Origin of the sequence: Paenibacillus sp. UNC496MF, from assembly GCF_900113915.1 — a bacterium.
Lineage (GTDB): Bacteria > Bacillota > Bacilli > Paenibacillales > Paenibacillaceae > Paenibacillus_Z > Paenibacillus_Z artemisiicola.
The window spans coordinates 339,366-364,718 of record NZ_FORE01000012.1 but is presented as its reverse complement, the minus strand read 5'-3'; the positions used below and the strand labels follow the sequence as shown (position 1 = coordinate 364,718).

The following is a 25,353-nucleotide window of genomic DNA, read 5'->3' as shown; positions in this document are numbered from 1 at the left end:
CGTATCCGGTATTAGCATTCGTTTCCGAATGTTATCCCGGTCTTGCAGGCAGGTTGCCTACGTGTTACTCACCCGTCCGCCGCTAACCTTCCCCGAAGGGAAAGTCCGCTCGACTTGCATGTATTAGGCACGCCGCCAGCGTTCGTCCTGAGCCAGGATCAAACTCTCCATAAAAGCGATCGGCCGAAACCAATCAGTTTCAAGATGGCTTGTTAGCTCATCGCTGACTTGCTTGTTCAAACCTTTTGACAGGTCGCTCATTGTTCAGTTTTCAAGGAACAAATGTTTCTCGCTCGTTCGCCCATGTCTCAGCGGCGACTTGATTAATATATCACATCCGGCGACTTCGATGCAAGCTTTTTTATGAATCTTTTTTCGAGCCCGCTTGGCAGCTTTATGCTGGTTTACCGTATCCCGGAGGCGGTAATAAAGAATTTAGCATACGGTCACTCAACGCGTCAAGCACTTTTCGAAAACAAAAAAACGCATGCTTCTCGCATGCGCGTTATCATCAATGATACCGAAGTTCTAAAAGCTCCATATCCCCGGCAGTGGGCATGTAGGCGACTTCTTTAATATATCCCCGCATGACCAACTTCTGCAGCAGCAGCGACAAATCTATATGAAGGTCCGCAAGCATCGGATGACGCCGAAGTTCCATGACGCTCCACGGTTCTTCGCGGCTTTCCAAGATCGAAAGCAGCAGTCCGCACGAAGATTTCATTTTGCTCATGACCGAAAATTCGCAGGCCAGCAGAACCAGCTGGACTCGTTTCTCCAGCGACTCCGGCGATACGGTCAATTCCTCGTACAGCTTGTATATGCCGGGATTGAACCGCCGCATTTGGCGCCAAACCGTCAGTTCGGGATGCACGCCTTCCTCGATAAAGGCGATATGCGCCCAATGGTGCAGCGCGGCCAGCACGTTACTGTACGCGTCGAGCAGGTTGTTGTCCTGCAGATCCTGCTTGGCCTGCAGGTACGTCCGGAGGAACCCGGAGAATTCCACGAGTTCCTTCTGTTCGCGGAGCACGGTCGGAAACGCAAGCAGTTTGTCGCGCAATTGCGCCAAATAATTATCCCGGTCCAACAGGATTTCCCCCCGAGCAAGCCATTGTATGATGCTGCGGTTCTCGCCGCCGGCCGTCCATTGCTCCAGCAGCTCCGGCGTGACCGTTCTGATCTGAACCCGTTCCCCGCCGGCGCGGATATGCTCGGTTCCCTTATCGGGCTCCAAGCGCTCCGTCACGGCGAGCACTAGCAGGTCCAAACCGTCGATCAGCGGATTGTAAGGAAACGGATTCTCGATGGCCGCCAGGCTGATTATGCGCTCGTCGCGCTCGTATACGGCTTTGAATTGCGATTTTATATGCTCCACGTCGGTCCCCCGTATAGCTTCAGGCATTTGTTTAAGCTATAATAATTTGGCAGTTGTCTATTTTATTTGTTCGACAATGTCCGTGCATTTTCCTGCCTAAGGTCTTAAGAAACAACTGGGAAGCTTCAGAAAGGACTGAATCGCCATGTTCGGGAAATCAAGTAAAATCAATGAATTTCGGCTTTGGGGACTACTCTTCACCCTGTTCGGGATGGGTCTAATGATATTGGGCACGGCCGGGATCGTCTTTTGGGGACAAGCCGGCAAAGTATTCGCCGCCATCTTCATGGTCATCGGCATGATCGCCATGCTGGTCAGCGTCGCCGTGTATTTCTGGGCGGGCATGCTCTCCACCAGCGCGACGATCCTGATCTGCCCGGAGTGCAACCGGCATACGAAGATACTCGGCAAAACCGACCGGTGCATGTACTGCAAAACGAAACTGACGCTGGATCCCAAACAGGCCACGGACCTCGGCGACGATGAATCCGCGGCGGAAGAAGTCGGCCAGCCTCAAACGTAGTCGCGCGAACGCAAAAAAGCCAGCCCAACGGATGCGCCGTTCGGACTGGCTTTTTTGCGGTCATTTTCGGCCATTCAAGGAAGAGTCGTCAAGGATTGATGAATGATGCCCCAAATATCGTCGGATTGAAACTGGCGCTGCCACGTCGCGGCCCCGGCCAGCTTGTACTTCTTCACTAACGCGACTCTCGCCTTCATGGACAACCCGTCTTCGATCCAGATGCGCTGCCGCGCCCCGTCCTGTTGGAATTCCACGTACCGCTGTCCCGCTTGTTCGTCGTAGGTCGGCTTCAAGCCGCGCTGCCGGATGATGTTCTGCACGGCTTCCATGCCGAGCGTCTTGGAGGTGACGACGGTCTTGCCGTTCTGGTCCTTCTTCTCCGTCCATTGCCTTGTGTACAGCGGCATCCCGAGCACGACCTTGCCCGGCGCTACCCGATCCTCGGTCAAGATCTTCTTGACCGATTGCTCCGTCCACGGCAGCGAAGCCACCGAGCCCGCATCCGGGCTCGACGCCCAATGCTCGTCGTAGGCCATGATCATCATGTAATCCACGACTTTGCCAAGCGCCTCCCGGTCGAAATACAACGACCACATCTCGCTGTTCGACTTCGGCGTCACGTCGATGGAGACCACGACGCCCATTTCGTGCATGTACGGGGTCAACTCGCGCACGAATTGAACAAGATTGGCTTTGTCGGCCGTATAGATGTTTTCGAAGTCGAGGTTGATGCCCTGAAGCTTGTACATCTGCGCGAAAGCCGCCAGCTGCTGGATCATTTTCTGGCGGGTCGCCGCGCTCGCGAGCGCCTTCGTCGTGCGGTCCGGTTCGAAGCCGTTGCTGAATACGGCCCATACCTGCATGTTCTGTTGGTGCGCCCGGTTGACGTAAGCCATGTCGGCCTTGCCCTTGATGCTGCCGCTCCCGTCCAAGAGCTCGAACCAGGTCGGCGCCACGACATTCACGCCGTTCAACGCATCGACCACCGCGGGATCCGGGGCTTTGGCATAGACGGCCTCCCACGTCAGATTGATCTTGGAGCCGACGGCCTTCCAGGCCGGAAAAACGGGCTCGTCCTTCAGCGGCTTGATCTGCTCCCGCTTGGTCAGCGCGATCGCGGATTTGTCCGCGTACCCGACGGTGCCGTCCGGGCTCTGAACGAGGTACCAATGCTTCTCCTCGCCCCAAATCCGGACTTCCGCCCCGGCGGCGACGCGCTCATAGATCGGTTCCTTGATCGACGGCCCGCGGCGGATCGTCAGTTCCCCCTTCGGCTTGGCGCCGAGTTGAATCGCATCGCCCGCGGTGAGCACGGTCACGAGATTGGGCGCCGCGTCGCGCTCGATCTGAAGGCCGAACAGCTCCTTGAGCGGCTCGACCGGAATATAGGCAACCTTGTCCACGACCTGAGCGGCGACGCGGAGCTGATAGGGCTGTTTGTTCAACTTGGCCGTCAGCGCGTTCGTCTGCATGCGCAGCACCTTGTTCGCCGTCGTAAGCACGATGGACCCCGTTTTGCTTTCGTAATAGACCTCTTCCTTCAACCCGAGCTGGTTCTGCACGAACGCGATCGGAATGCGGATCCGGTCCCCGTCCACCAGGGCGCCGTTCTGCACGGGCTTGCCGTCGTACAGCAGCGGATGCTCCGCCCCGTAATCCGGCTTGACGACCGTATCGTTCGGCGCGAGCCGCTGCCAGCCAACCCAAATGACGATGATCATCGCGGCCAATCCGCTGGCGACGACGAGCCATTTCAAGCCGCCGCCCCCGCCCCGGCGTCTGGGCCGATAGCGTACCGTTTCCACGTTCACGATGTAAAACGACTCCTTTCCATAAGACAAGCTATGCGCGCGGACAAGCAATCATTCAAAATAAAAAACGCGCAGCCGGTGAGCTTCCTCCACCCTCGCGCGTTCGTTCGGTCCTGGAATCGATCATCCGGTCCGGTCTCGATCAATTGGCTCTATGCCGGGTTGCGCAGTTCGCGCACTGCCCGTAAATTTCCATGCGGTGGCCTTCCACCTTGAACCCCGTCTCCTTGGAGGCCGCGTCTTCCACGTCCGTCAGCGGCGGGTAATCAAAATCGACGATCGTCCCGCACGTGCGGCAGATCGCATGGTAATGCTCCGACATGTCCGCATCGAACCGGCTGGAATCGTCGCCGTACGTCAATTCCTTGATCAATCCCGCTTCGACGAACAGCCGAAGGTTATTATATATGGTCGCCACGCTCATGCTCGGGAACGATGGCGAAAGCGATTTGTAAATTTCGTCCGCTGTCGGATGAGTCATGGAGTGCATGAGAAAACTTAGGATGGCGTGACGCTGCGGGGTCATACGGACGCCGGTGCTTTTCAATTGTTCCAAGGCCTGTTCCACGGACGTTCCCATGCCCAACACGTCCTTTCCGCGTAGTTTAGAACCATTGTACGTGGATCGTTTTCAATTTGTCAATGAAAGAGGGAATCATTCTATGGCTTGTAACGATTTACCGCGATGCTGCTGTTGGCGTCGATGTTGATGCGGTACGCGCCTTCGCCGATGCTGCCCCGGATCGTTTTTTTGTTAATCGCGAGCGGCAAATCGCTGCTGATGTCGCCGAACGTGACGGAGCCGTTCACCGAATAGTTGCCGGCTTCCGGAACCATGACTTGAATCTCGCCGATGGAGCTGTCGATGTCCCAGTCGCCGCCGACAGCGCCGCTCGCGACGCGGATGTCGCCGTTCAGCGTGTCGGCCCGGACGGCTCCGAGCGCATCCTGAATGCCGATCTGCCCGTTCTTCGTATCCGTGTCCGCGTCGCCCGAAACGCGCTTCAAATCGATGCTGCCGCTCAGCGTCGAACCGTCGAAGCCGCCGCCGATGTCGGACGCTTCGATATCGCCGTTGTACGTGCTCAGCTTCACGTCGCCTTCCATCGTCCGCGCGGTGATGCTGCCGTTCTTCGTCTCGGCGTCGACCGGACCGCGGATCTGGCGGACGGAGATCTCGCCCGTCGTCACCTTGACGGTCAACCCGCCGGTCACAAGGAGGTCCGCCGCGTCGACGGAGCCGTTCACCGTACTGATGTAAAGCACGGTTTTCGGCGTCTCCGTATGATTAGACGAATCATGGCCCGCCGAAGTTGCGGATTCGTTCGCGGCGCCTGCCGTTCCGTTCCCGGAAACGGCATTTCCCGAGCCGGCATTCCCCGCCGCGCCGTTAGCGGATACGGCGTTCCCCGCGGTCTCTTCGCCTTCCGTCCCTCCGGCCTCCGGCTGCATGCCCGAGCCGGGCGGCTGCCCGGCCGTGCCGAACGCGGAATTCTCCGGAATCGTAACTACCATATTCATACGCGGCTTGCGTTCCCCGTTAGTACCGTACGGCTGGCCCTGCGCTTTGATTTGCACTTTCTGTCCGCCGTTCACGTCGACGGCCGACTTCTCGGCCGTCTTATCCGCTTCGGCCTTATCCTCCGAATCCACCCATACGACCGTCTCGATGACGATCTCGTTCACGCTGCCCTTCTTGACCGTCACGTTCCCGTTCAGGTTATCGATCGCGATGCTCGTCGTCTCCGGCAGCAGCGGCCGATGAATCGCGTCTTTGACGTAATGGAATCCTTTCTCCTCGCCGAGCTCGCTCGTCCCGGCGAGATTGACCTTGAACTCGTCGAGCCACTTGAACGGCATGGCGGCGTACTGCGTCACCGCGAACGCCGTCACCGCGACGACGGCCGCGATAAACGCGCCGCCGACGTCGAACGACGGACGACGGGCGGCCCGGCGGTACGCGAGGCCGGAAACGACGACCTCGATGCCCAGCAGGACGAAGGCCGCGGGCCACCATTGCCCCAGCAGCCCGATGTCGTTGCGCCCTTCCAGCTGGTCCCAGAGCAGCAAGGCGCCGACCCCGACGAGCACCGCCGCCGCCGTAAACCGGCCGATCTTAAACATGGCATTCTTCCTCCTTAACGCGATCGCGAGCGCAAGCGCCATCAGCAGAGGCCCCGGCGCGTAAGTTCCGAACGATGCGATGAGCGTGGAGAAGTCCGCGGACGTCTGCACCAGGACCCACAGCACGCAAGCCAGCGCGATCGCGGCCATGCCCTGCGCAACCGCCGGCAGCCCGCCTGACCGTTCGTTCTCCTCCGAAAGTCCTTCCCTGCGAATTCGCGCGGCCAGCTGCAGCGCCCCGAACACGCTGTAAAACCAAAACGCCGGCAGCCCCAGGCCGAGCAGCAAAATGAAAAGCGCAAACTTGCCGCCGCTTTCGTCCGCCAGCCGGATCATCGCCGCGATGTCCGTCAGCGTCCCAAGCAGCAGCAGCAATCCCGGTCCCGGCCTGCCGAGCAGCAGGTGCCCGCCGCCGGGAACGAGAAACGCGAGCAAGGGCGCGGCGGTCGTCTTGAATCTCGATGGTTCGCGCATTGGCACCCTCCTGCCGAAAATGAGTCGTTATCCATATTGTAACATAATCCCGATACGACAAAGAGGCATGTCCGCCGATGACGGCGGGCATGCCTCCCTGGAAAGCGATATCGCGAAAATCCGCTTGCGCTTATTGGTTAAGACGCGCGAGCAGCAGCTTGTTGACCAGCGCCGGATTCGCCTTGCCCTTCGTTTCCTTCATGACCTGGCCGACGAGGAAGCCGATCGCCTTCTCCTTGCCCGCCTTGAAATCTTCGACCGATTGCGGGTTCGCGCCGACGATCCGGTCGACGACTTCCGCGATCGCGCCTTCGTCGCTGATCTGGACGAGTCCTTGCTCCTCGACGATTTGCTGCGGAAGCTTGCCGGTCTCGAGCATCGTCTTGAAGACCGTCTTCGCGATTTTGCTGCTGATCGTGCCTTTCTCCATCAGACCGATCATCTCGCCGAGGCCTTGACCCGTCAGCTTGATGTCGTCGAGCTCCAGCCCGCCCGCGTTCAGGTAGCCGAGCAGGTCGCCCATGATCCAGTTGGACACCGCTTTGGCATCCTTCGTGTAGGCCAGGCTCTCTTCGAAGAAGTCCGCGAGTTTCTTGGACGACGTGATGACTTCCGCATCGTAGGACGGCAGGCCGTACTCGGACGTGTATCGGGCTTTGCGGGCGTCCGGCAGCTCCGGGATGGACGCGCGGACGCGCGCCTTCCATTCGTCGTCGATGTGGATCTGCACGAGGTCCGGATCCGGGAAATACCGGTAGTCATGCGCTTCTTCCTTGCTGCGCATCGTGAACGTCTTGCCCTGGGTCTCGTCCCAGCGGCGCGTCTCCTGCACGACCTTGCCGCCGCCGTCCAGCACGTCGGCCTGGCGCATCTCCTCGTATTCCAAGCCGCGCTGCACGCCGCGGAACGAGTTCATGTTCTTCAGCTCCGCGCGGGTGCCGAACTCCTGCTGGCCGTACGGCCGGATGCTGATGTTGGCGTCGCAGCGAAGCGAGCCCTCCTCCATCTTCACGTCCGACACTTCGCAGTACAGCATGATCGCCTTCAGCTTCTCGAGGTAAGCCTTCGCCTCTTCCGGCGAACGGAGATCCGGCTCGGAGACGATCTCGACGAGCGGCGTCCCCACGCGGTTGAAGTCCACGAGCGATCCGAAGCCGCCGTCGATGTGCGTCAGCTTGCCCGCGTCCTCTTCCAGATGAAGGCGCGTGATGCCGATGCGCTTCGTCTGCCCGTTCACTTCGATGTCGATCCAGCCGTGCTCGCCGACCGGCTTGTCGAACTGGGAAATCTGGTACGCTTTCGGCGAATCGGGATAGAAGTAGTTTTTGCGGTCGAACTTGCTGACGTCCGCGATTTGGCAGTTGAGCGCCATCGCCGCTTTCATGGCGAACTCCAGCGCCTGACGGTTCAAGACCGGCAGCACGCCGGGGTGTCCGAGGCAGACCGGACAGGTATGGGAATTCGGCGGCGCGCCGAAGGAGGTCGAGCAGCCGCAGAAGATTTTGCTCTTCGTGTGCAGCTCGACGTGGACCTCCAGGCCGACGACCGTTTCGTATTTATTCGGTTCAAACATGGTTTCGCCCTCCTGCTTCCTGACCGTCCGCTACAGCCGCGGACGCTGGTTGTGGTGCTCCGTGTGCTGCTCGTACGCATGCGCGGCGCGCAGCACCGTGCGCTCGTCGAACGCCTTGCCGATGATTTGCAGGCCGACCGGCAGACCGTCCGCGAAGCCGCACGGCACGCTGATGGCCGGCACGCCCGCCAGGCTGACCGGAATCGTGCAAATATCGTTCAAATACATCGTCAGCGGATCGCCGATCTGCTCGCCGATCGGGAATGCCGTCGTCGGCGCCGTCGGCCCGACGATGAGGTCGAACTTCTCGAACACGTCGTCGAAATCCCGCTTGATCAGCGTGCGCACCTTCTGCGCCTTCAAATAATACGCGTCGTAATAGCCGGAGCTGAGCGCGTACGTGCCGAGCATGATGCGGCGCTTGACTTCCTGGCCGAACCCTTGGCTGCGCGACTTGCGGTACAAATCGAGCAGGTTGTCCGGATTGTCCGCGCGCACGCCGTAGCGGACGCCGTCAAAGCGGGCCAGGTTCGAGGACGCTTCGGAGGACGCGAGCAGGTAGTACGTCGCGACCGCGTATTCGGTATGCGGCAGGGACACTTCCTCCCATGTCGCGCCGAGGCTTTCGAACCGCTTGAGCGCTTCGAGCACCGCTTCCTTCACTTTCGGGTCGATGCCTTGGCCCAAATATTCCTTCGGCACGCCGATCCGCAGCCCTTTCACGTCGCCGCTGAGCGCGCTGACGTAGTCGGGGATGTCCACGTTCGCCGACGTGGAGTCGTTCGGGTCGTAGCCGGCGATTGCCTGCAGCACGTAGGCCGAGTCTTCGACGTTCTTGGTCAGCGGTCCGATCTGGTCGAGCGAGGACGCGAACGCCACGAGGCCGAAGCGCGACACGAGGCCGTACGTCGGCTTCAGGCCGACGATGCCGCAATAAGCGGCAGGCTGGCGAATGGAGCCGCCGGTGTCGGAGCCGAGCGCGAAGTAGACTTGTCCCGCCGCGACCGAAGCCGCCGAGCCGCCGCTCGAGCCCCCGGGCACGTAGTCCGTGTTCCACGGGTTGCGGGTCGGATGGAAGCTGGAATTCTCGTTGGAGCCGCCCATCGCGAACTCGTCCATGTTCAGCTTGCCGATCGTCACGGCTTGCGCGGACTTCAGCTTCTTCGCGACCGTCGCGTCGTAAATCGGATCGTAGTTGCGCAGAAACCGGCTCGCGCACGTCGTCCGCAATCCTTCGGTAACAATGTTGTCCTTGATCCCTGCGGGCAGGCCGAACAAGAGGCCTTGTTCGCCGCCGTCCGCCAATGCGCGGTCGAGCTCCGCCGCCGCGGCCCGCGCGCCTTCCTCGTTCAAGGTCAAGAACGCTTGAACGGATGCGTCCGTCTCGGCGATGCGCGCGTAGGACGCGTTCACCAGCTCGGCGACGGACAGCTCCTTGTTCCTCAATCGGTTATGTACTTCCTGCAGGCGTAAATCGAAAAGTGCCAACAGCCGTTCCTCCCTTCAAATCTGCGCGAGCGAAATTTATTCCAGCACGGCCGGCACTTTGAACTGGCCGTCTTCGTCGTCGGGCGCGTTGCGCAGCGCGGTCTCGTTGGTCACGGATGCCCGGACCTCGTCCTCGCGCATGACGTTGCGTACCGGCAGCACGTGGGTCGTCGGCTCCACGTCGTCGGTTTGCAGCTCGTTCAGCTTCTCCGCGTATTTCAAGATCGCGTTCAGCTGGCCCGCGAACTGCTCTTTCTCCTGCTCGGACAGCTCCAGCCGGGCCAAATTGGCCACGTGCTCGACATCTTTGATCGTGATGCTCATCGTCTCGTCCCGTCCTTTCCATCCAAATGGCACACATTCTACCCATTATACCGCATGGCCGGAAACAAACTCAACGCATTTGCGCAAGGCTTTCGCATGGCCGGGAATCGTTCGCGCCGGGATAATCAAGCCGCCGGCGATGCCGGGGGACCGCGGCGCTATGGGAGAGGCGATTAAACCGGAAGTATGCGGAGAGGCCGCGTCGGGCAGAAAGGCGAATTCGCGACCCGGAACGCCCAACGTTTTTTCCACTATGAAGAAAAATTTCACGCCGGGCTAAGGATGGGCTTACGCGGCTTTAAGCTTCTATTAAGGTTGGCTGTCCATACTGGGCCGTGTAAGGGAGTTTCAACCAAACGCAATGGAGGTAACCACGATGAAACTGAACAAATCGATGAAAGCCCTGACCCTCGCGGGCGCTCTCGCGGTCATGATCCCGCTCAGCGCGTATGCGGCGACGTACAGCTCCTCGACGACGACAGCCGAGCATTCCGCCGCTTCCGGCAGCACCCTGACGATTCACAAAGGCAAGGCGCTCGCGCCGAGGGACGGATCGGAGGGCTTTCGCCGCGGCATGGTCGGCCAAGAGGTGCTCGATCTGCTGAAGCTGGACGCCAAGACGCTGAAGGAAAGGCTGGCCGCGGGCAAAACGCTCGCGCAAATCGCCGAGGAACAAGGCGTATCCCGGGACGCGCTGAAGCAGGCGATGACCGCGGCGTTCGAGAAGCGCCAGGCGAAAGAAAAGCAGGCGTTCGACGAAAACCTCGACAAGACGCTCGACGGTCAGCACCCGCTCGGCGGCGCCGGCGGCAAAGGCGGTTTCAAAGCCGGCTTCGGCAAGCTCGACCTTGAAGCGTCGGCCAAGCTGCTCGGCGTGACGACGGACGCGCTCAAGCAGGAGCTCGCGGACGGCAAATCGCTCGCGGACGTGGCGAAGGAGAAGGGCGTGGACGTCCAAAAGCTCATCGACGCGCAGAAGCAAGCGATCGTCGACGGGCTGAACGCCGCCGTGAAAGCGGGCAAGCTCACGCAGGAGCAGGCGGATAAAATCAGCGCCGAGGTCGGCAGCATCGCGGAGAAAATCGTGAACGGCGCAATGCCGCAAGTCAAACGCGAAGGCTGGAGCACGCCGCTTAAGAAGAGCGCCGAAAGCGGCGGCGCGGCAGGCACCGACGCGGGTTCGGCGGCCGAGGGCGCGTAGCGACGCGATTGGCGAAGCCGGGGTTTGGCGGCTCGCGCGGAGGTCGTTCGGCCCCCCGCGCGGCCGGCTTGCGTCTGCCGTACGGACGAAACAAAGAGCCTCGCGTCCGCAATGGGCGCGAGGCTCTTCTCTCTATTAATCTCGCAGTTCGTCGAACAGTCTAGCCATTCCATCAAGCAACCTAGCCTTTCCATCAAGCAACCTTGCGATTCATCAAGCTTGTACTTAAATCCAAGCCTTCAAGCGGACCTGGCGCATGAAATCCTCGCGGGACTGCGGCTCGCCGCCTCCGCCTTCTTCGTCGGCCGTCTCCTGCTCCCCGTTCATGATCCGGTGGAACAGCTCGGCGTTATGCGTCGCCAGCGCGAAATCGATCAGCGCCTCGCGCTCCAGCTTGTCGACCTCCTGCTTGATCAGCACTTCTTCGAGCTCGACGTCCGCGGCCGGCACGTAGAAGTTGCGGTTCGCCTTCGGCACGCGGATCACGTAGTCGAACGCGTTGTCCGCGTTCCGATCGTACGCGATAATATAGCCATACTCCCCGATCGGGAGACCTTGTTCGAATGCATCCGACAGCACGACAATGCGTTGTCCCAGTTTAAACAACTCTATCAACTCCCCGTTACCCATTTGCCGATTCTCTATCCCTCTATCCTACTAAAAAAAAGAAAGGAAGTCCAATAGAGAAAACGGCTTACGCCGCATCGGGGGCGGGGTGCCTTCGGAGCACGAGCGCCGCGGCTTCCAGGGCGGCCGCGATGACGGCCAGCGCGGCGGCGACCGCGGGCCAGCCGCCGGCCGGACCGCCGCCGAGCAGCCGCGCCGACGCCAGCTTCGGCAGCAGGCCGGGACTCGCGGCAAACGTCTCGGGCAGCAGCGACGCGGACAGCGCGAGGCCGGCCAGCAGCGTGAGCGAGCAGGCCGCCGCGGCCGCGCCGCTTCGCAGCAGCGCGCTGAACAAGAGCGTCAGCGTGCCGGCGAGCGCGAGCCATAACCCGTAATAGAGAAACGCGGCGAGGCTGTCGCGCCAAGCGGGCCTTTCGAATAGCACGGACGTGTAATAATACGCCGCGCCGAAGCCCCCCGCGAACGCAATGCCGATCAGCGCGAGCAGCGCCGTCCATTTGGCCGCGACGTAGCCGCGGTACGATACCGGCTTGACGAGCAGCATCGGCGCGAGGCCGCCGAACCGTTCCGCGGAGATGCCGTTCATGGCGGCGAGGGCGATGAGCAGCAGCCCGACCGTGTTGAACTGCCCCAGCGTCTGCGCCAGCACCTCGTCGGCGCTGGGAACGGGAATCGAAATGAGCGCGCCTTCCGGCAGATTGCCCGCATGCGCGAGAATATCGGGCAGAAAATACGTCGTGACGGGCTGCATCGCCCCGAACAGCACGAACGCGAGCGGAAGCCAGAGCAGCTTCCACGTCCGAACGAGCTCCAGCCATTCCTTGCGCACCATGACGCGCCATTGTCTCACGGGCTCTGCACCGCCTCCCGGAAAATGTCCTCGAGCGAGGTATGCCCGATCTCGAGTCTCGCGAGCGGCAGCCGGCTTTCCGCCAGCTTGCCGAGCAAATACGCCCGCGCCTCGTCCGCGTCGCGGACTTCGAATCTGACGACGCCGCCCTCGGGCTGCAGCGAGGCGGACGCGATGGCGGGATGCGCCACCTCGGTCAGCCAAGCCGCGAGCCGCGCCCGCGCGGGTTCGCCGGGCTCGACCTCCAACGTCACGACCGGCGCGCGGTAGCGCGACCGAACCGCTTCCATGGCGCCGCCGCCGACGATGCGGCCCCGCTGCAGAATGAGGACGTCGTCGCAGAGCTCCTCCGCGTCGGGCAGCACATGCGTCGAGAACAGGACGGTCGTCTCGCGCTTCAGCTCCCGCAGCAGCTCCATGACCTCCCGCCGGCCGATCGGATCGAGCGCGGACACCGGCTCGTCGAGGACGAGCAGCCGCGGGCGGTGCACGAGCGCCTGCGCGAGGCCGAGCCGCTGCTTCATGCCGCCGGAGTAGCCCGCGATGCGCCGCTTGCCGACAGCGGCGCCGAGACCGGCGCGCGCCAGCAGCCCGTCGCCGCGCAGCGACGCTTCGCGGGCGGACAAGCCGCACAGCTCGCCGGCGTATTGCAGAAATTCCTTGCCGCTCATCCAGCCGTAGAACGCCGGGAGCTGCGGCAAGTAGCCGATCAGGGCGCGCGGATCGCCCCCCGGCGGGAGGCCGCGGAAGCGTACCTCGCCCGACGTCGGCCGGAGCAGGCCGGTCAGGATGCGGAGCAGCGTCGTCTTGCCCGCGCCGTTCGGGCCGAGCAGCGCGGCGCAGCGGCCTTCGCGCAGCGCGAAGCCGACGCCGTCCAGCGCGCGGACGGCACCGAAACTTTTGGCCACGCCCGCGGCCTCGACGATCGCTTCCGCTTGGAAGCCGGCGCCCGCGTCAGTCGCGTTCGCCTCCATCGGCACCCGCCCCCTCATGCCGGCTTCCGCCCGAACAGAAAGAAGGCGATCGGCCCGAACGTGCTGACGAAGACGATGACCAGCAGCCACAGCCACTTGGGTCCGCGCGTGCGTTCCGAGCGAACGCAGGCGACGATGGCCGAAATTTTGAGCGCGAGCTCGATGACGACGAGCGGAAGCAAAAGGGACAAAAGCTGCCCATGCGAAAGTTGATCCATGACGATTCCCCCCTACGAAATATACCGCAAACGACGATGCTTGCTGCCGGCTCAGCCGGTGTCGTCGGTGCCGCTGGCCACGCGGGTGCCGCCGGCCACGCCGGCTCAGCCGGACCGGCCGCTTCGCTCTCCGCCGTCGCCATCGGTACGGCTGCGCCCGCGTCCGAACGGCCAAGCCCGGCGGACGATGAGCCAATACAAAATCAGCGGCAGCGGGAAATTGATCAGCCCCCACAGCCCCCAAAACCAAGGGATGCGGCTGTGCTTCCGGGCGTCCGCGAACAGCCAATTGGACTGGCAGAGCAGCACGAGCGCGACGGCGGCGAGCAGCGCGATTTCCCATCCGTTCATGTGCGCCGACGCTCCTCTCCGCCCGGCCGGAAGGTGGCGGCGAGCACGCCGATGCCGACCAGAAACGCAACGCCCTGCAGCGCGGCAAACGCGGCGGGGCTGCGCTGCCACAGCAGCGTCAGCAGGCCGAGCACGAGGACGCTGATGCCGAGGAATACCCAGCGCTCCCTCCGCCGGCGGCCGCGCACCGCTTCCTTATGATCGCGCACGAGCCGCGCGAACGCGTCTTCCCCGGGAATCGGCGGTTCGATATCCGCATCCCATTGCTCCACATGCTCGCCGAGCAGCTCCTTGAACGCCCGCTCCCGTTCCGCTTCCCCGTCACGCTTCTTCATCGTCTTTCAGCTCCTTTCGCAATCGTCCCAGGCCGTTATGCAGGCGGGACTTGACCGTGCCGACGGGAATCTCCATCCAGGCGGCGATCTCTTCGTACGCATAGCCGTATACGTATTTCAGCAGGATGGGCACGCGCATCTCGTACGACAAGCCGCCTAGGGCGTCGAGCGCATGCGGCCATTCCTGCCGCCGCGCGGCGGCCTGGAACCGGAGACCCCGCAGCGCCTGCTCCTCCGACTGCCATTTCCGCGACCGTTTCTCCTTGCGCATCTCGTCGAGGTACCGCCGGGTCGCGATGGACACGAGCCAGGTGGAAAACTTGCTCCGGCGCTGGAACGTCCCGATCCGCTCGATCGCCCGCAGCATCGTGTCCTGCACGAGATCTTCGGCCATCGCCTTGTTCATCGTGACCTTGAGCATATATTTGTACAGCATGCCGTAATGGGCGCGAAGCAGGCTCGCAAGCGCTGCGTCGTCGCCGCGTACGGCACGGGCGATCCATTGTTCTTCTTCCGGCTGCGGCTCTGCGCTCGACATGCTGCGGCTCCTTCTTTCGCTTTTTGTTGTTCGGTATCGGCTATAGGACGCCCGGCTATGCGCGTTTGTTCATTTCCCCGCAAAAAAAAATCGCGGCCCGCTCCCCGGATTCGGGAAACGAGCCGCATGGCTCCGGTCTATCGCGACCATCATCGGCAAACGCAAGCTAGATGGTCATGGCGCCGAAGCCGCCGTCCACGCGAACGAGCGCGCCGGTCACGAAGCCGGACGCCGCCTCCGACGCAAGCCAGACGACCGCGCCCTGCAGCTCCTTCGGATCGCCGAAGCGCTTCATCGGCGTATGGCCCATGATGCTGTCGATCCGCTCCGGAGAAAGAATCGCGCGGTTCTGCACGGCCGGGAAGAAGCCCGGCACGATGGCGTTCACGCGGATGCCGTGAGGCGCGAACTCCCTGGCCAAGTACTGGGTCATGCCGTTGACGGCATGCTTCGAGGCCGAGTAGGTGAAGACGCGCGACAACGGCGGCCCCGACGACACGGAGCTGACCGTGATGATGCTGCCGCCCCGGCCGTCCTCGATCATCGCTTGGCCGAACACCTGGCAGGCGAGCATGACGCTCTTCGCGTTGACGTCCATGATGCGGTCGAACTCGTCCTCCGCGATGTCGAAGAACGGCGTCGCGCTGTTCGTGCCCGCCGTATGGAGCAGGATGTCGCCGCGGCCGCTCGGCGACCACGCTTTGATTTCGCCTTCAACCCGCTGCAGGTCCGCCTTGGCTACGGCGTCCGCGCGGAATACCGCGGCCCGGCCCGTGGCCAGCAAAGGCGCGAGCTTCTCCTCGGCCTTCTCCGGATCGCGGACGACGAGCGCCGCATGGGCGCCGTGGCCGATCAGGGCTTCGGCCATGACGCTGCCGAGCGTGCTGCCCGCGCCGATGACGACCGCCGTGCGGCCGGTCAAATCAAATAACTCGCTCGTAATGCCCATGGTCGGGATGTCTCCTTCGCTTGGCGGCGCATCAGGCGGAGCCGCCGCCTTCCGCGGCCGATTGCCGCAGCATGCGCTTCCGGTACGCTTCCGGGCTTTCGCCGACGGTCGTCTTGAACAATCGGCTGAAATGCGGCAGCTGATGGAAGCCGACGGCGCGGCACACCTCGGACACGCTTTGGCGGGGCTCCAGCCGAAACATCATTTTCGCCTGGTTGATGCGCCGGTTGTATAAATATTTGAATACGGTCGTGCCCGTCACGTCTTTGAACAAATTGGACAAGTACGGCTTCGTCAGATGGAGCGCGCCGGCAATGTCGTCCAGCGTGATCTCTTCGACGTAGTGGTCTTCCAAGTACGTGATGACGCTCTGCACGTGCTGTTCCTTCAAGGAACGGTGCTCCCGCTCGTACACGGGCGCGACGCACCAGTCCCGGATGAGATGCAGCAGCTCGATGACGCGGAGGACGAACCGCTCGTACGCGGTGCGCACGCCCGCTTCGTTCGTCCGCGCGTACAGCCGGTTCATCTCCGCGAGCAGCGCCTCCAGCTCAGCCTGATCCGCTTCGTTCAGCGAGATGCGGATGTTGCGCAGGTTTTCGAACGGCTTGAGCAGCATCGCCGCCGCGTCGGGCTGCAAAATTTTGTGCACGTACGCCGGGTCCATATGGATGATCGTCCGGACGTACGGCTTCTCCGGCGACGGGTTCGGACAATGCAGCGTCATGCCGTGCATGAGGATCAGATCCCCGGGCTGCAGCGTCAGCAGCTTGTCGCCGATGAGGTAATTGCACTCGCCCTCCTGAAAATAATACATCTCGTAGAAGGCGTGCGAATGAAACTGCGCGCCGTTCATCGGCGCGTCGTTGCGGTACATCAGTTCGATGGGCTGCTGCCATTGCAGCGTGAGCGGCATGTCCGACCCCTCCATATGGACCCCCGTGCCTTCCGGGTGAACTACTTCGCCCATTGTACCACGCCGCCCCTTTCGAGCCCATATCGGCTTACAGCCGGACCGCTTGCCGCTGCGCCTGCAGGCACAACTCCGCCGCCTTGAAGGCATGTGCCTGCGTCATCGCGTTTTCCGTCCGGTGCAGGCAGTCCAGAATCAGCTCCCCGAAGAACGGGAAGCCGACTTGGCCGCCGACGGACAGATGATGCTCGCCCTCGTGGTTGACCAGATAAACCTGGTCGCCGCGCTTGTCCCGGGCGATGTCGATGTATTTGCGCAGCTCGATGAACCCGTCCGTGCCGAGAATGATCGTCCGGCCGTCGCCCCAGGTGCCGAGCCCGTCCGGCGTCAGCCAGTCCACGCGAAAATAGTTCGTCGCGCCGTTGTCCCCGATCAGCGTCGCGTCGCCGAAATCCTCCAGCTCCGGCACGTCGGGGTTGTTGTAGTTCGCCACCTTGCTGCTTGCGACCGTCGCGTCCTTGCAGCCGGCGAAGAACAGAAACTGCTCGATCTGATGGCTGCCGATGTCCGCCAGGATGCCGCCGTACTGCGCCTTGCGGAAAAACCAATCCGGGCGGGACGGCTTGTTCAGCCGGTGCGGCCCCGTGCCGATGACCTGCACGACGCGGCCGATCGCGCCTTCCTGAATGAGGCGCCCGGCGTAAATCGCGCTTTCCACGTGCAGGCGCTCGCTGTAGTACACCATGTATTTGCGCCCCGTCTCCGCGGCGGCCGCGCGGGCCTCGTCCAGCTGTTCCAGCGCCGTGAACGGCGTCTTGTCGGTGAAATAGTCCTTGCCGTGCCGCATGACCCGGACGCCGAGCGGCCCGCGCTCGGACGGAATCGCCGCCGCGGCCACGAGCCTGACCTCGGCGTCATCCAAGATGACTTCCGGCGAAGCCGCGGCCTGCGCCTGCGGATAGGTCTTGACGAATTGCGCGACCTTCGCCGGATCCGGGTCGTACACCCACTTGAGCGTGGCGCCCGCTTCCAGCAGCCCGTTCGTCATGCCGTAGATATGGCCGTGGTCCAGCGCCATCGCCGCGAAGACGAATTCGCCCGGCCCCGCGACGGGCGCCGGCTTGACGATGGACACCGGCGCGTAGTTCATGCCGTCGCCGCGATTCACCGCCGCCATCAGTTCCGCGCCTCCGCCGGCTGCGGCCGTTTGAACTTGGACGACGCGATCCGCTTGTTCAGCTCCGCCTCGTGCACCGCTTCGTCCAGCGGCAGGTCGACCCAGTCGTCCAGCCACGTCGACAGATGGATCGCGTTCGACAGCGTCAGGCCGAGGATGCCTTCCTCGCCCGGCGCGACGAGCGGCGCGCCGTTCAGCACGGCGTCCGTGAAATTCTGGAGAATGCCCGCGTGCTCGGGGCTCGGACCGGCCTTCGGCAGCTCGATCTTCCACACTTCCGGGGACGCGAACGGCACCGTGTTGCGCGCGTTGAAATCCGCTTCGTCTTCGCGGAGGCGGTACATCGTCATGCGGTCGTCTTCGATGACGATTTTGCCGCGGCTGCCCGTCACCTCGAGCCGGTTCGTGCCCGGCGCGTCGGACGTCGAGGTGATGAACACCGCCGTCGCGCCGTTCGCGTACTCCGCGTACGCCGTCACGTCGTTCTCGACCTCGATGTCGCGGTGCTTGCCGAATTGGCAGAACGCCCGGATGCGCGTCGGCATCATGCCCGTCGTCCACTGCCACAGGTCCAAATTATGCGGGCATTGGTTGATCAGCACGCCGCCGCCTTCGCCGGCCCACGTCGCGCGCCACGTGCCGGAATCGTAGTACGCCTGCGAGCGGTACCAGTTGGTGATGATCCAATTGATGCGACGGACGTCGCCGATCTCGCCGGTCGAGATCAGGTCGCGGAGCTTCTGGTAGAGCGGGTTCATGCGCTGGTTATACATGATGCCGAACGTCTTGCCGCTCTTCGCCGCGGCCTCGTTCATCTCCCGCACCTGCTTCACGTACACGCCGGCCGGCTTCTCGACCAGGACGTGCACCCCTTGGGCGAAGGCCGCGATCGCTTCCGTCGGATGATCATAATGAGGCGTGGCGATCACGACCGCGTCCACGAGACCGGAGCCGATCATCGCGGTCGCGTTCTCGAACACCGCGACGCCCGCGCCGTACTGCTCCTTCGCCCATTCGCGCTTGCTCTCGAAGGCGTCGCAGATCGCGGTCAGCACCGCGCCTTTGATTTTGCCCGACGTCAGGATCGCCCCGTGCCCCGACCCCATGTTGCCGATGCCGATGATGCCGTATCTGACCTGATTCATAGGATTTCCTCCGTCCATCGATTCATTTGGTTGGCATACGCGCGCAGCATCGTCCGCGTGTCGAACGTGCCGCTGAAATCTTCCACTCCATACCAGCCGTCGTAGCCGACGGCCTTCAAATCCCGGAGTACCTGCTTCCAAGGGACGACGCCGTTCGCGATCGGCGCCCAGCCGCTGGTCCATTCGACCGTCTCCAGATGGTCCGCCGCATCGCCGCTTGCGGCAGCGGGCCGCCAAGCCGCGTTCTTCACGTGCACGTGCGCCAGGTACGGGCCGAGCAGCTCCATGCCCATCCGGTAATTCTCGTAGCCTTCGTGCACCATGTTGCCGGGATCATAGAGCACGCCGATCGCGTCCGGGTTAAACGGGGACACGAGCCGGTGCGCCAGCGAGGCGCTCGGGGCGATCGTAACGTGATGCGTCTCGACGAGCGCCTTCACGCCGTAATCCAGCGCGAGCCGCTCGACCTCGCGCAGATAGCCGATCGCTTGCTCGTACAGCTCGCCGTACGGCTTCGTCCGGTCGTAGCCGGGCACGCCCACCCGGACCATCGAAGCGTCCAGGCTGCGGGCGAGCCGCATGATCCGCTCCGTGCCCTCGACGTCGCCGCAGCTCAAGTACGGCGTGACCGCGATCGCCTTGCGTCCGCTGCGGGCCGCGGCCTGCCGGAAGCGGCCGATTTCGGCTTCGCCGGCGTCCGGCGGGATCGTGCACTTGTTGTTGCCCCAGAAAGAAGGCGCCTCGTTCAGCAGCTCCGCCGGCGTCTCCTTGCAGCGCCATTCCAGTCCCGCGATGCCGGCGGACGCCGCCGCCTCGCCCAGCTCCTCGGGCGACAGATCCGGCGCCGCGACGGTGAATACGGATAATTTCAACATGTCGGCAGGTTCAGCTCCTCGTCTTGGATATGGCTTCCCAGATGCCGTTCAAATACGTCGCCCCGAGCGCCCGGTCGTACAAGCCGTAGCCGGGACGGCCTTCCTCGCCCCAAATCATCCGGCCGTGGTCCGGTCGCAGCGGCCCTTCGAAGCCGGTCTCGTAGAGCGCCTCGAGCACGCGCGTCATGTCGATGGAGCCGGCCGACGACAGATGCGCCGATTCCTGGAACGAGCGCGGGCCCGTCCGCAAAATATTGCGCGTATGCGCGAAATGCAGCTTGCCCTGCGAGCCGAAGTGGCGGATGATCGCGAGCAAGTCGTTGTCCGGGTTCGCGCCGAGCGAGCCGGAGCAGAACGTGATGCCGTTCGCGCGGCTGTCGACGCGCTCCGTCAGGCGGCGAAGCTGCGCCATGCCGCTGACGATGCGCGGCAGGCCGAAGATCGGCCACGGCGGATCGTCGGGATGGATCGCCATGACGACGCCGGCTTCTTCCGCGACGGGAATGATCCGTTCCAGGAAGTAGGCGAGGTTGTCGAACAGCACGTCTTCCGTCACGTCGGCGTAGGCGGCGATCAGCTGGCCCATCTCGTCCTTCGTGTAGCTCGCATCCCAGCCCGGCAGGGACAAATCGCCGTTCACCGGGTCCATGCGGGAGATCGTCTCGTCCTCGAAGGTAAGGGCCGACGAGCCGTCCGGCAGCACATGCGCCAAATCCGACCGGGTCCAGTCGAACACCGGCATGAAGTTGTAGCAGATCACCGGAACGCCCGCCGCGCCCAGCCGGCGGATCGTTTGACTGTAATTTTCGATCAATCGGTCGCGGGAAGGACGTCCCAGCTTGATGTCCTCGTGCACGGGAACGCTTTCGATCACCGCCAGCCGCAGGCCGGCCGCCTCGATCGTCTCTTTCAGCGACCGGATGGACGACGCCGGCCACGCCTCGCCGACCGGCACGTCGTACAACGCGGTCACGATGCCGTGCATCCCGGGAATTTGGCGGATATTTTGCAGCGTAACGGGGTCGTCCTGGCCGAACCACCTGAACGTCATTTTCATGGCACAAGCACCTCTTGTATCGATATTGGCATGGCTTTCGTTTGCAGTAATCGCAAGAATCCAGACTCATTGTAGCACAGCCCATCCCGAATACGATCTCAACCGACCAGGAGGTTAATCACAGTTAAACGTTTGGGGGGATTCGGTTGTTTGAATCAAGGGGCGCCAGCCGAAGAGCAGGCTATTTCGCGGGAAGTTTCGGTGGAAGGGGAATGCCTGAGGAGGGGGAGCGGCGGGAGAATCATAGACCGGCATGCTGCTGCCCGAAAAGCCGCCGTCGGCATGTCTTTTGATAGGAAGCCGACTGCAGAGCACCAAAACCGAGGATACCTAACGAGCTGCCTTGCGGGGAAAACGCCAAAAAGCCGCCCGCGGGATCAGAGATCCGGCGAGCGGCTCGGGCATCAATCAAAGGACGATGAGGCCTTCCGGCGATTTCGAGAGCTGCCGGCAGCCGCCGTCCGTGATGAGATAGCTGTTCTCGATGCCGACGACGCCGCGGCCGGGGAACGTGAACTTCGGCTCGACGGCGAGCACCACGCCCGGCTCCAGCGGCTGTCCGAACCCGCGGGCCAGCACGGGCCACTCGTCGACCTCGAGGCCGATGCCGTGGCCGAGGAACTTCACTTGATTGACGCCATGGCCCATGAAGTGATCGGCCAGGCCGGCGGCATCGGCGTCCGCGAGCGCGGCGGCGTAAATCGCGTCTGGTGCCGTCCCCGGCGCCATCAGCCGTTCGGCATGGCGAATGATCCGCTCCGCTTCGGCATAGGCGGCCGCGAGGTCCTGCGGCAGCGCGCCGATGACGGCGGTCCGCGTCTGATCGATGACGTAACCGTCGATGCAACAGCCGATATCGATCAGAATCGGCTCGTCGCGGCGGACGGTCCGCCGGCTCGCGCTCTGGGGCAAGGCGGGGCCGAGGCCGAGCCCGCCCGCCGGGCCGTCGAACGCGCTCGGCACGGCCGCCGCTTCGCCGGATCCGAGCATCCCCGTGACGATTTCCATGTTATAGCTGCGCGTCCGCATAAGCCCGATATAGCCGCGGATGCGCATTTCGTATTCCAGGCGAGCCATCAGCTCCAGCTCGGCAACGCCTTCCTTCAGCACGGGAAGCGCGGCTTCGAGCGCCTCCGCCGCGACGCTCGCGGCCGCCTCGATTCGGCCGATCTCCCACGCCGACTTGACCGTCCGGACGCCGCGGACGAGCGCGGAGCCGTCCGTAAGCGAACAGCCCGGGCTGCCGCCGAGAGCGTCGGCCAGCCTTGCGTGCGTCGCGGCCGGCAGCACGTCCATCTCCGTGGCGACGACAACTTGGCCGGCGCCCTTCCCCGCGAACACGGCCGGATGGCCGCCGGCCAGCTGCGCGCGGAAGCCCCTCAGCGAGCCCATCGGCTCGATGCGGACGGCCGATTCCTTCACGGCGCGTTCCAAGCTTCGCCGTACGTAGAAGACCGGATCTCCGACCGTCGGGATGAACGCGTACCCCGCCTGCATCGAGCCCGTGAAATAATACAAATCGACATGCTGCGTGACCAGGAAAGCGTCGACGCCCGCCTGCGCCATGCGCGCTTGCAGCCGCCTAATGCGTTCCAAGATTTCGTCCTTCGCCACCGTTCCGAACGCCAATCCGTTCACCGTATCCGCTCCTCGCTACCGTGGTTTGCTTTCCCCCATTACAACAAAAGAACGGGCGACCCGTCAACTCGGCGGGGGCCGGATCCCGGAGCATAGGCGGCCTAGCCCCGGTGCGAGGGCAGCCAGGGTCCTTGTTCCGCAAGCCCGTCCGGCTCGACGCGGCCGACGGCGAGAGCGTTCCGCGAAAACGGCGAAGTCCGCGTGCGGCGCGGTTTGAGAAAGTCCTTGTCAACCTACACTAGACTATGTAGAATCGATAAAAGTTGCGCGCGAACGATTCTATCCGGTTCCATCGAACCCACCACTGGAGGCTTACGGCATCATGAAGCAAAAGGAAATCGGCATTGACGAAAGACCCCCGCTCGGGCAAAGCCTGATGCTCAGCATCCAGCATCTGTTCGCCATGTTCGGCTCGACGGTGCTCGTCCCGAACCTGCTCGGGGTCGACCCGGCGATCTGCCTGTTAATGAACGGCATCGGCACCTTGCTTTATCTGTTTATCGTGAAAGGAAAAATTCCCGCTTATCTCGGCTCCAGCTTCGCGTTTATCGCGCCGGCGGGCGCGGTGATCGGCAACAGCGCCGTTCCGGCCGACGGGTATGCGGCCGCGCTCGGCGGCTTCATCGCGGCCGGCGTCGTCTTTACGATCGTCGCGCTGATCATCAAGGCGGCGGGCACCGGCTGGATTCACGTCCTCTTCCCGCCGGCCGCGATGGGCGCGATCGTCGCCGTCATCGGCCTCGAACTCATTCCGACCGCCGCGGGGATGGCCGGCTGGATCAAGCCGCCGGGCGCCGCGCCGGCCGACGTCTGGACGCCGGATTCGACGGCCATTACGATCTCGATCGCGACGCTGCTCGTCACCGTGCTCGGATCGGTGCTGTTCCGCGGCTTCATGCGCATCATTCCGATTCTCGTCGGCATCGTCTGCGGCTACGTGCTGGCGTACGCGCTCGGCTATACGTCCTTCGACGCGGTTGCGGATAAAGGTTGGCTGGAAGCGCCGGCCTTCACGCTCCCGACGTTCGAATGGGCCGCCATCCTGACGATCGTGCCGGCCTCGCTCGTCGTCATCGCCGAACATATCGGCCATCTGATCGTAACCGGCAACATCGTCCGCAAGGACTTGTCCAAGGATCCCGGCCTGCATCGCTCCATGCTGGGCAACGGCGTCTCGACGATCCTCTCCGGCTTCCTCGGCTCCACGCCGAACACGACGTACGGCGAGAACATCGGCGTGCTCGCGATCACCCGGGTCTACTCGACCTTCGTCATCGGCGGCGCGGCGGTCTTCGCCATCGTGCTGTCGTTTCTCGGCAAATTCTCCGCGCTCATCTCGGGCATTCCGGGTCCGGTCATGGGCGGGGTCTCGCTGCTGCTGTTCGGCGTCATCGCCGCGTCCGGCCTGCGGATGCTCGTGGAGTCGAAGATCGACTACAGCAAGCCGACGAATCTGTATTTGACGACCGTCGTGCTCGTCACCGGCCTAAGCGGCGCGAAAATCACGATCGGCGACTTCTCGCTCTCCGGCATGGCGCTCGCGACGGTGACGGCCATCGCGCTCAGCCTGCTGTTCAAGCTGTTCGAAATCACGCGCATGTCCAACGACGCCGAGGCGTCCTCCGGGCATTAATCCCTTTCCTCTAGCGCCGCAGCAAACAGGCCGCGCGGGCCCCCGTCCCGCCGGCCTGTTTTTTTGCGCTTCACTTCTACGACGTCAACTCCGCCGTCCCCTTGATCGTCCACGCGATCGGATCAATGACCGAGAACACGCGCGGGTACGCCAAGCGAACGATCAGCACGACGCCCGGACGCTGCAGCGTCACTTCGTAATCGTACGCCTCGTTCCGGTATGTATACGGATACGTCAGATCGTCGTTCAACACTTGAAAATCCACGACCTCGACCCGCTCCTTCCAATAGGTGCCCGGCAGCGGCAGGCCGTTCTCGTCCAGCTGCAAATTGCGCCGCAGGTACTCGCCGGCTTCCGCGCGGGCGGATGCTTCGTCGATATGCAGCCGGCCGTCGGCGAGCGCGGCGGCGTCGATCTGCTGGGCGGCGGCATGGGCGGCCCGGTTGACGGCGTGCTTCCCTTGGAACAACGCGGCCACCGCCATTTCCTCGTCCGTCTGCAGCGCGTGCAGCAGCATCCACACGACCGCCATCAGCATCACCAGCACAAGCTTGTACATGACACTCGGTTCCTTTCGCCGAATCGTCTACCGCAAGGGCACGTATTCGCTCATCTTCGTGCCGGATGCTCTCAGCCTGGCACCGTCCGCGGGCGGCGCGACGCCGATCAGGCGATCGATGTTGAACAGCCCTTCGACGGGATAGCTGGCCGTCACCGTGAGCGGCGCGCCGCGAAGAAGCGGGCGCGACGGATCCGTCGCGGTCGCCCCGCCGTCCGTGGCGATCTCGAAGTCGACGGACGCGGGATCGAGCCCGTACGCGGCCAGCCGCTCCTTCGCCGCCTCCAGCATGGCGGCATCGACATAGCCGTAGTCGCCGCTCGCGCCGACCTCCAGCAAGTAGTCGACTTCCTGTTGAAGCACGGCTTGGCGAACGATAAGCACGTGTTTATAGATGGGACTGAACATGAACCAGCACATCATGGCGGCCAGCAGCACGAACACGAGCAGGCTCTTCACGGACTCATCCTCCGGATGCCGTCGCTCATATGATGGCCGGACCGCTCCAGCTGGCGGTCCATGCCGTCGTCGCCGCCCGTCACCTCGTCGTACACCACGACGGCGACGATGATGAGCAGCAGCGTCATGAGCAGGGATCGCATGGCGTCGCCTCCTTCT

The 25,353-nt window shown here is 63.1% G+C and carries 28 protein-coding genes and 1 rRNA gene; 3 read left to right on the top strand and 26 right to left on the bottom strand.

Annotated features, from left to right (window positions below):
- Together BMZ79_RS23075 and BMZ79_RS23070 are read right to left on the bottom strand one after the other, a co-directional pair.
- Positions 1-174, bottom strand: a 16S ribosomal RNA gene (locus tag BMZ79_RS23075); the annotation flags it as partial.
- A 337-nt stretch (positions 175-511) separates the two neighbouring features.
- Positions 512-1,378 carry a nucleotidyltransferase-like protein gene (locus BMZ79_RS23070; RefSeq protein WP_256253036.1) on the bottom strand — a complete coding sequence of 289 codons (867 nt, stop codon included), beginning with the start codon at positions 1,376-1,378 and terminating at the stop codon, positions 512-514.
- 145 nt (positions 1,379-1,523) lie between these two features.
- On the opposite strand from BMZ79_RS23070, the gene BMZ79_RS23065 reads away from it, so the two are divergent.
- Positions 1,524-1,901: a YgzB family protein gene (locus tag BMZ79_RS23065; protein ID WP_090644377.1), complete on the top strand. Its 378-nt coding sequence runs from the start codon at positions 1,524-1,526 to the stop codon at positions 1,899-1,901.
- 74 nt (positions 1,902-1,975) lie between these two features.
- Here BMZ79_RS23065 and BMZ79_RS23060 read toward each other — a convergent pair whose 3' ends face one another.
- The 7 genes from BMZ79_RS23060 to BMZ79_RS35270 all read right to left on the bottom strand — a co-directional run bounded on the left by BMZ79_RS23060 (position 1,976) and on the right by BMZ79_RS35270 (position 9,947).
- Positions 1,976-3,712 (bottom strand): glycosyl hydrolase family 18 protein, encoded by a 1,737-nt coding sequence (locus BMZ79_RS23060; protein ID WP_256253034.1) that lies wholly within the window; start codon positions 3,710-3,712, stop codon positions 1,976-1,978.
- 142 nt (positions 3,713-3,854) lie between these two features.
- The gene (locus BMZ79_RS23055) at positions 3,855-4,292 is read right to left on the bottom strand and encodes a Fur family transcriptional regulator (RefSeq protein WP_090644375.1); all 438 of its coding nucleotides are present in this window, start codon (positions 4,290-4,292) and stop codon (positions 3,855-3,857) included.
- Between the two features lie 80 nt (positions 4,293-4,372).
- Positions 4,373-6,310, bottom strand: coding sequence for a DUF4097 family beta strand repeat-containing protein (locus BMZ79_RS23050; RefSeq protein WP_090644374.1), 1,938 nt, complete (start codon positions 6,308-6,310; stop codon positions 4,373-4,375).
- Positions 6,311-6,440: 130 nt separating this feature from the next.
- Complete coding sequence (gatB, locus tag BMZ79_RS23045) at positions 6,441-7,883, bottom strand: Asp-tRNA(Asn)/Glu-tRNA(Gln) amidotransferase subunit GatB (RefSeq protein ID WP_090644370.1); 1,443 nt, start codon at positions 7,881-7,883, stop codon at positions 6,441-6,443.
- A 30-nt stretch (positions 7,884-7,913) separates the two neighbouring features.
- Positions 7,914-9,371, bottom strand: coding sequence for an Asp-tRNA(Asn)/Glu-tRNA(Gln) amidotransferase subunit GatA (gene gatA / locus BMZ79_RS23040; protein WP_090644368.1), 1,458 nt, complete (start codon positions 9,369-9,371; stop codon positions 7,914-7,916).
- A 36-nt stretch (positions 9,372-9,407) separates the two neighbouring features.
- Complete coding sequence (gene gatC, locus BMZ79_RS23035) at positions 9,408-9,695, bottom strand: Asp-tRNA(Asn)/Glu-tRNA(Gln) amidotransferase subunit GatC (protein WP_090644365.1); 288 nt, start codon at positions 9,693-9,695, stop codon at positions 9,408-9,410.
- Positions 9,696-9,740: 45 nt separating this feature from the next.
- Complete coding sequence (locus tag BMZ79_RS35270) at positions 9,741-9,947, bottom strand: hypothetical protein (RefSeq protein ID WP_256253033.1); 207 nt, start codon at positions 9,945-9,947, stop codon at positions 9,741-9,743.
- A 124-nt stretch (positions 9,948-10,071) separates the two neighbouring features.
- Here BMZ79_RS35270 and BMZ79_RS23030 point away from each other — a divergent pair, with 124 nt between their 5' ends.
- Positions 10,072-10,896 (top strand): hypothetical protein, encoded by an 825-nt coding sequence (locus BMZ79_RS23030; protein WP_090644362.1) that lies wholly within the window; start codon positions 10,072-10,074, stop codon positions 10,894-10,896.
- Between the two features lie 225 nt (positions 10,897-11,121).
- Here the strand turns inward: BMZ79_RS23030 and BMZ79_RS23025 are convergent, their stop codons facing one another.
- The 14 genes from BMZ79_RS23025 to BMZ79_RS22960 all read right to left on the bottom strand — a co-directional run bounded on the left by BMZ79_RS23025 (position 11,122) and on the right by BMZ79_RS22960 (position 22,543).
- Positions 11,122-11,502: an ATPase gene (locus tag BMZ79_RS23025; protein ID WP_090644360.1), complete on the bottom strand. Its 381-nt coding sequence runs from the start codon at positions 11,500-11,502 to the stop codon at positions 11,122-11,124.
- 88 nt (positions 11,503-11,590) lie between these two features.
- Positions 11,591-12,373 carry an ABC transporter permease gene (locus tag BMZ79_RS23020; RefSeq protein WP_143089049.1) on the bottom strand — a complete coding sequence of 261 codons (783 nt, stop codon included), beginning with the start codon at positions 12,371-12,373 and terminating at the stop codon, positions 11,591-11,593.
- Positions 12,370-13,365, bottom strand: coding sequence for an ABC transporter ATP-binding protein (locus BMZ79_RS23015; RefSeq protein WP_256253032.1), 996 nt, complete (start codon positions 13,363-13,365; stop codon positions 12,370-12,372). Before BMZ79_RS23015 ends, BMZ79_RS23020 begins: the two co-directional genes overlap by 4 nt.
- On the bottom strand, positions 13,362-13,565 hold the full coding sequence (locus BMZ79_RS23010; protein WP_090644351.1) for a PLD nuclease N-terminal domain-containing protein: 204 nt from the start codon (positions 13,563-13,565) through the stop codon (positions 13,362-13,364). Before BMZ79_RS23010 ends, BMZ79_RS23015 begins: the two co-directional genes overlap by 4 nt.
- Before the next feature lie 105 nt (positions 13,566-13,670).
- The gene (locus BMZ79_RS23005; protein ID WP_090644349.1) at positions 13,671-13,916 is read right to left on the bottom strand and encodes a hypothetical protein; all 246 of its coding nucleotides are present in this window, start codon (positions 13,914-13,916) and stop codon (positions 13,671-13,673) included.
- Positions 13,913-14,251, bottom strand: coding sequence for a DUF5345 family protein (locus BMZ79_RS23000; protein ID WP_090644347.1), 339 nt, complete (start codon positions 14,249-14,251; stop codon positions 13,913-13,915). Before BMZ79_RS23000 ends, BMZ79_RS23005 begins: the two co-directional genes overlap by 4 nt.
- The gene (sigY, locus tag BMZ79_RS22995; RefSeq protein ID WP_090644344.1) at positions 14,238-14,789 is read right to left on the bottom strand and encodes an RNA polymerase sigma factor SigY; all 552 of its coding nucleotides are present in this window, start codon (positions 14,787-14,789) and stop codon (positions 14,238-14,240) included. The genes BMZ79_RS23000 and sigY overlap by 14 nt, the downstream gene beginning before the upstream one ends.
- A 166-nt stretch (positions 14,790-14,955) precedes the next feature.
- Complete coding sequence (locus tag BMZ79_RS22990; RefSeq protein WP_090644342.1) at positions 14,956-15,738, bottom strand: SDR family oxidoreductase; 783 nt, start codon at positions 15,736-15,738, stop codon at positions 14,956-14,958.
- A 31-nt stretch (positions 15,739-15,769) separates the two neighbouring features.
- On the bottom strand, positions 15,770-16,708 hold the full coding sequence (locus BMZ79_RS22985; RefSeq protein ID WP_256253030.1) for an AraC family transcriptional regulator: 939 nt from the start codon (positions 16,706-16,708) through the stop codon (positions 15,770-15,772).
- Between the two features lie 34 nt (positions 16,709-16,742).
- A complete protein-coding gene (locus BMZ79_RS22980; RefSeq protein WP_090644476.1) occupies positions 16,743-17,819 on the bottom strand; it encodes a Gfo/Idh/MocA family protein in 1,077 nt (358 codons plus the stop codon).
- An 8-nt stretch (positions 17,820-17,827) separates the two neighbouring features.
- Positions 17,828-18,973, bottom strand: coding sequence for a Gfo/Idh/MocA family protein (locus tag BMZ79_RS22975; protein WP_090644338.1), 1,146 nt, complete (start codon positions 18,971-18,973; stop codon positions 17,828-17,830).
- Positions 18,970-19,845 (bottom strand): sugar phosphate isomerase/epimerase family protein, encoded by an 876-nt coding sequence (locus BMZ79_RS22970; protein ID WP_090644474.1) that lies wholly within the window; start codon positions 19,843-19,845, stop codon positions 18,970-18,972. Before BMZ79_RS22970 ends, BMZ79_RS22975 begins: the two co-directional genes overlap by 4 nt.
- A 13-nt stretch (positions 19,846-19,858) precedes the next feature.
- Positions 19,859-20,905, bottom strand: a complete 1,047-nt coding sequence (uxuA, locus tag BMZ79_RS22965; protein WP_090644335.1) for a mannonate dehydratase — start codon at positions 20,903-20,905, stop codon at positions 19,859-19,861.
- Positions 20,906-21,313: 408 nt separating this feature from the next.
- Entirely contained in the window at positions 21,314-22,543 is a 1,230-nt protein-coding gene (locus BMZ79_RS22960) for a M24 family metallopeptidase (RefSeq protein ID WP_256253028.1), read from the bottom strand.
- A 322-nt stretch (positions 22,544-22,865) separates the two neighbouring features.
- On the opposite strand from BMZ79_RS22960, the gene uraA reads away from it, so the two are divergent.
- Positions 22,866-24,176, top strand: a complete 1,311-nt coding sequence (gene uraA, locus BMZ79_RS22955) for a uracil permease (protein ID WP_090644333.1) — start codon at positions 22,866-22,868, stop codon at positions 24,174-24,176.
- 76 nt (positions 24,177-24,252) lie between these two features.
- On the opposite strand, the gene BMZ79_RS22950 is transcribed toward uraA, so the two are convergent.
- Genes BMZ79_RS22950 through BMZ79_RS34415 form a run of 3 tightly spaced genes read right to left on the bottom strand, consistent with a single transcriptional unit; the run spans position 24,253 to position 25,337 of the window.
- Positions 24,253-24,735, bottom strand: a complete 483-nt coding sequence (locus BMZ79_RS22950; protein WP_090644330.1) for a hypothetical protein — start codon at positions 24,733-24,735, stop codon at positions 24,253-24,255.
- Between the two features lie 27 nt (positions 24,736-24,762).
- Positions 24,763-25,194, bottom strand: a complete 432-nt coding sequence (locus BMZ79_RS22945; RefSeq protein WP_090644328.1) for a hypothetical protein — start codon at positions 25,192-25,194, stop codon at positions 24,763-24,765.
- Positions 25,191-25,337 (bottom strand): hypothetical protein, encoded by a 147-nt coding sequence (locus BMZ79_RS34415; protein WP_177222282.1) that lies wholly within the window; start codon positions 25,335-25,337, stop codon positions 25,191-25,193. The genes BMZ79_RS22945 and BMZ79_RS34415 overlap by 4 nt, the downstream gene beginning before the upstream one ends.
- Positions 25,338-25,353 lie beyond the last annotated feature (16 nt).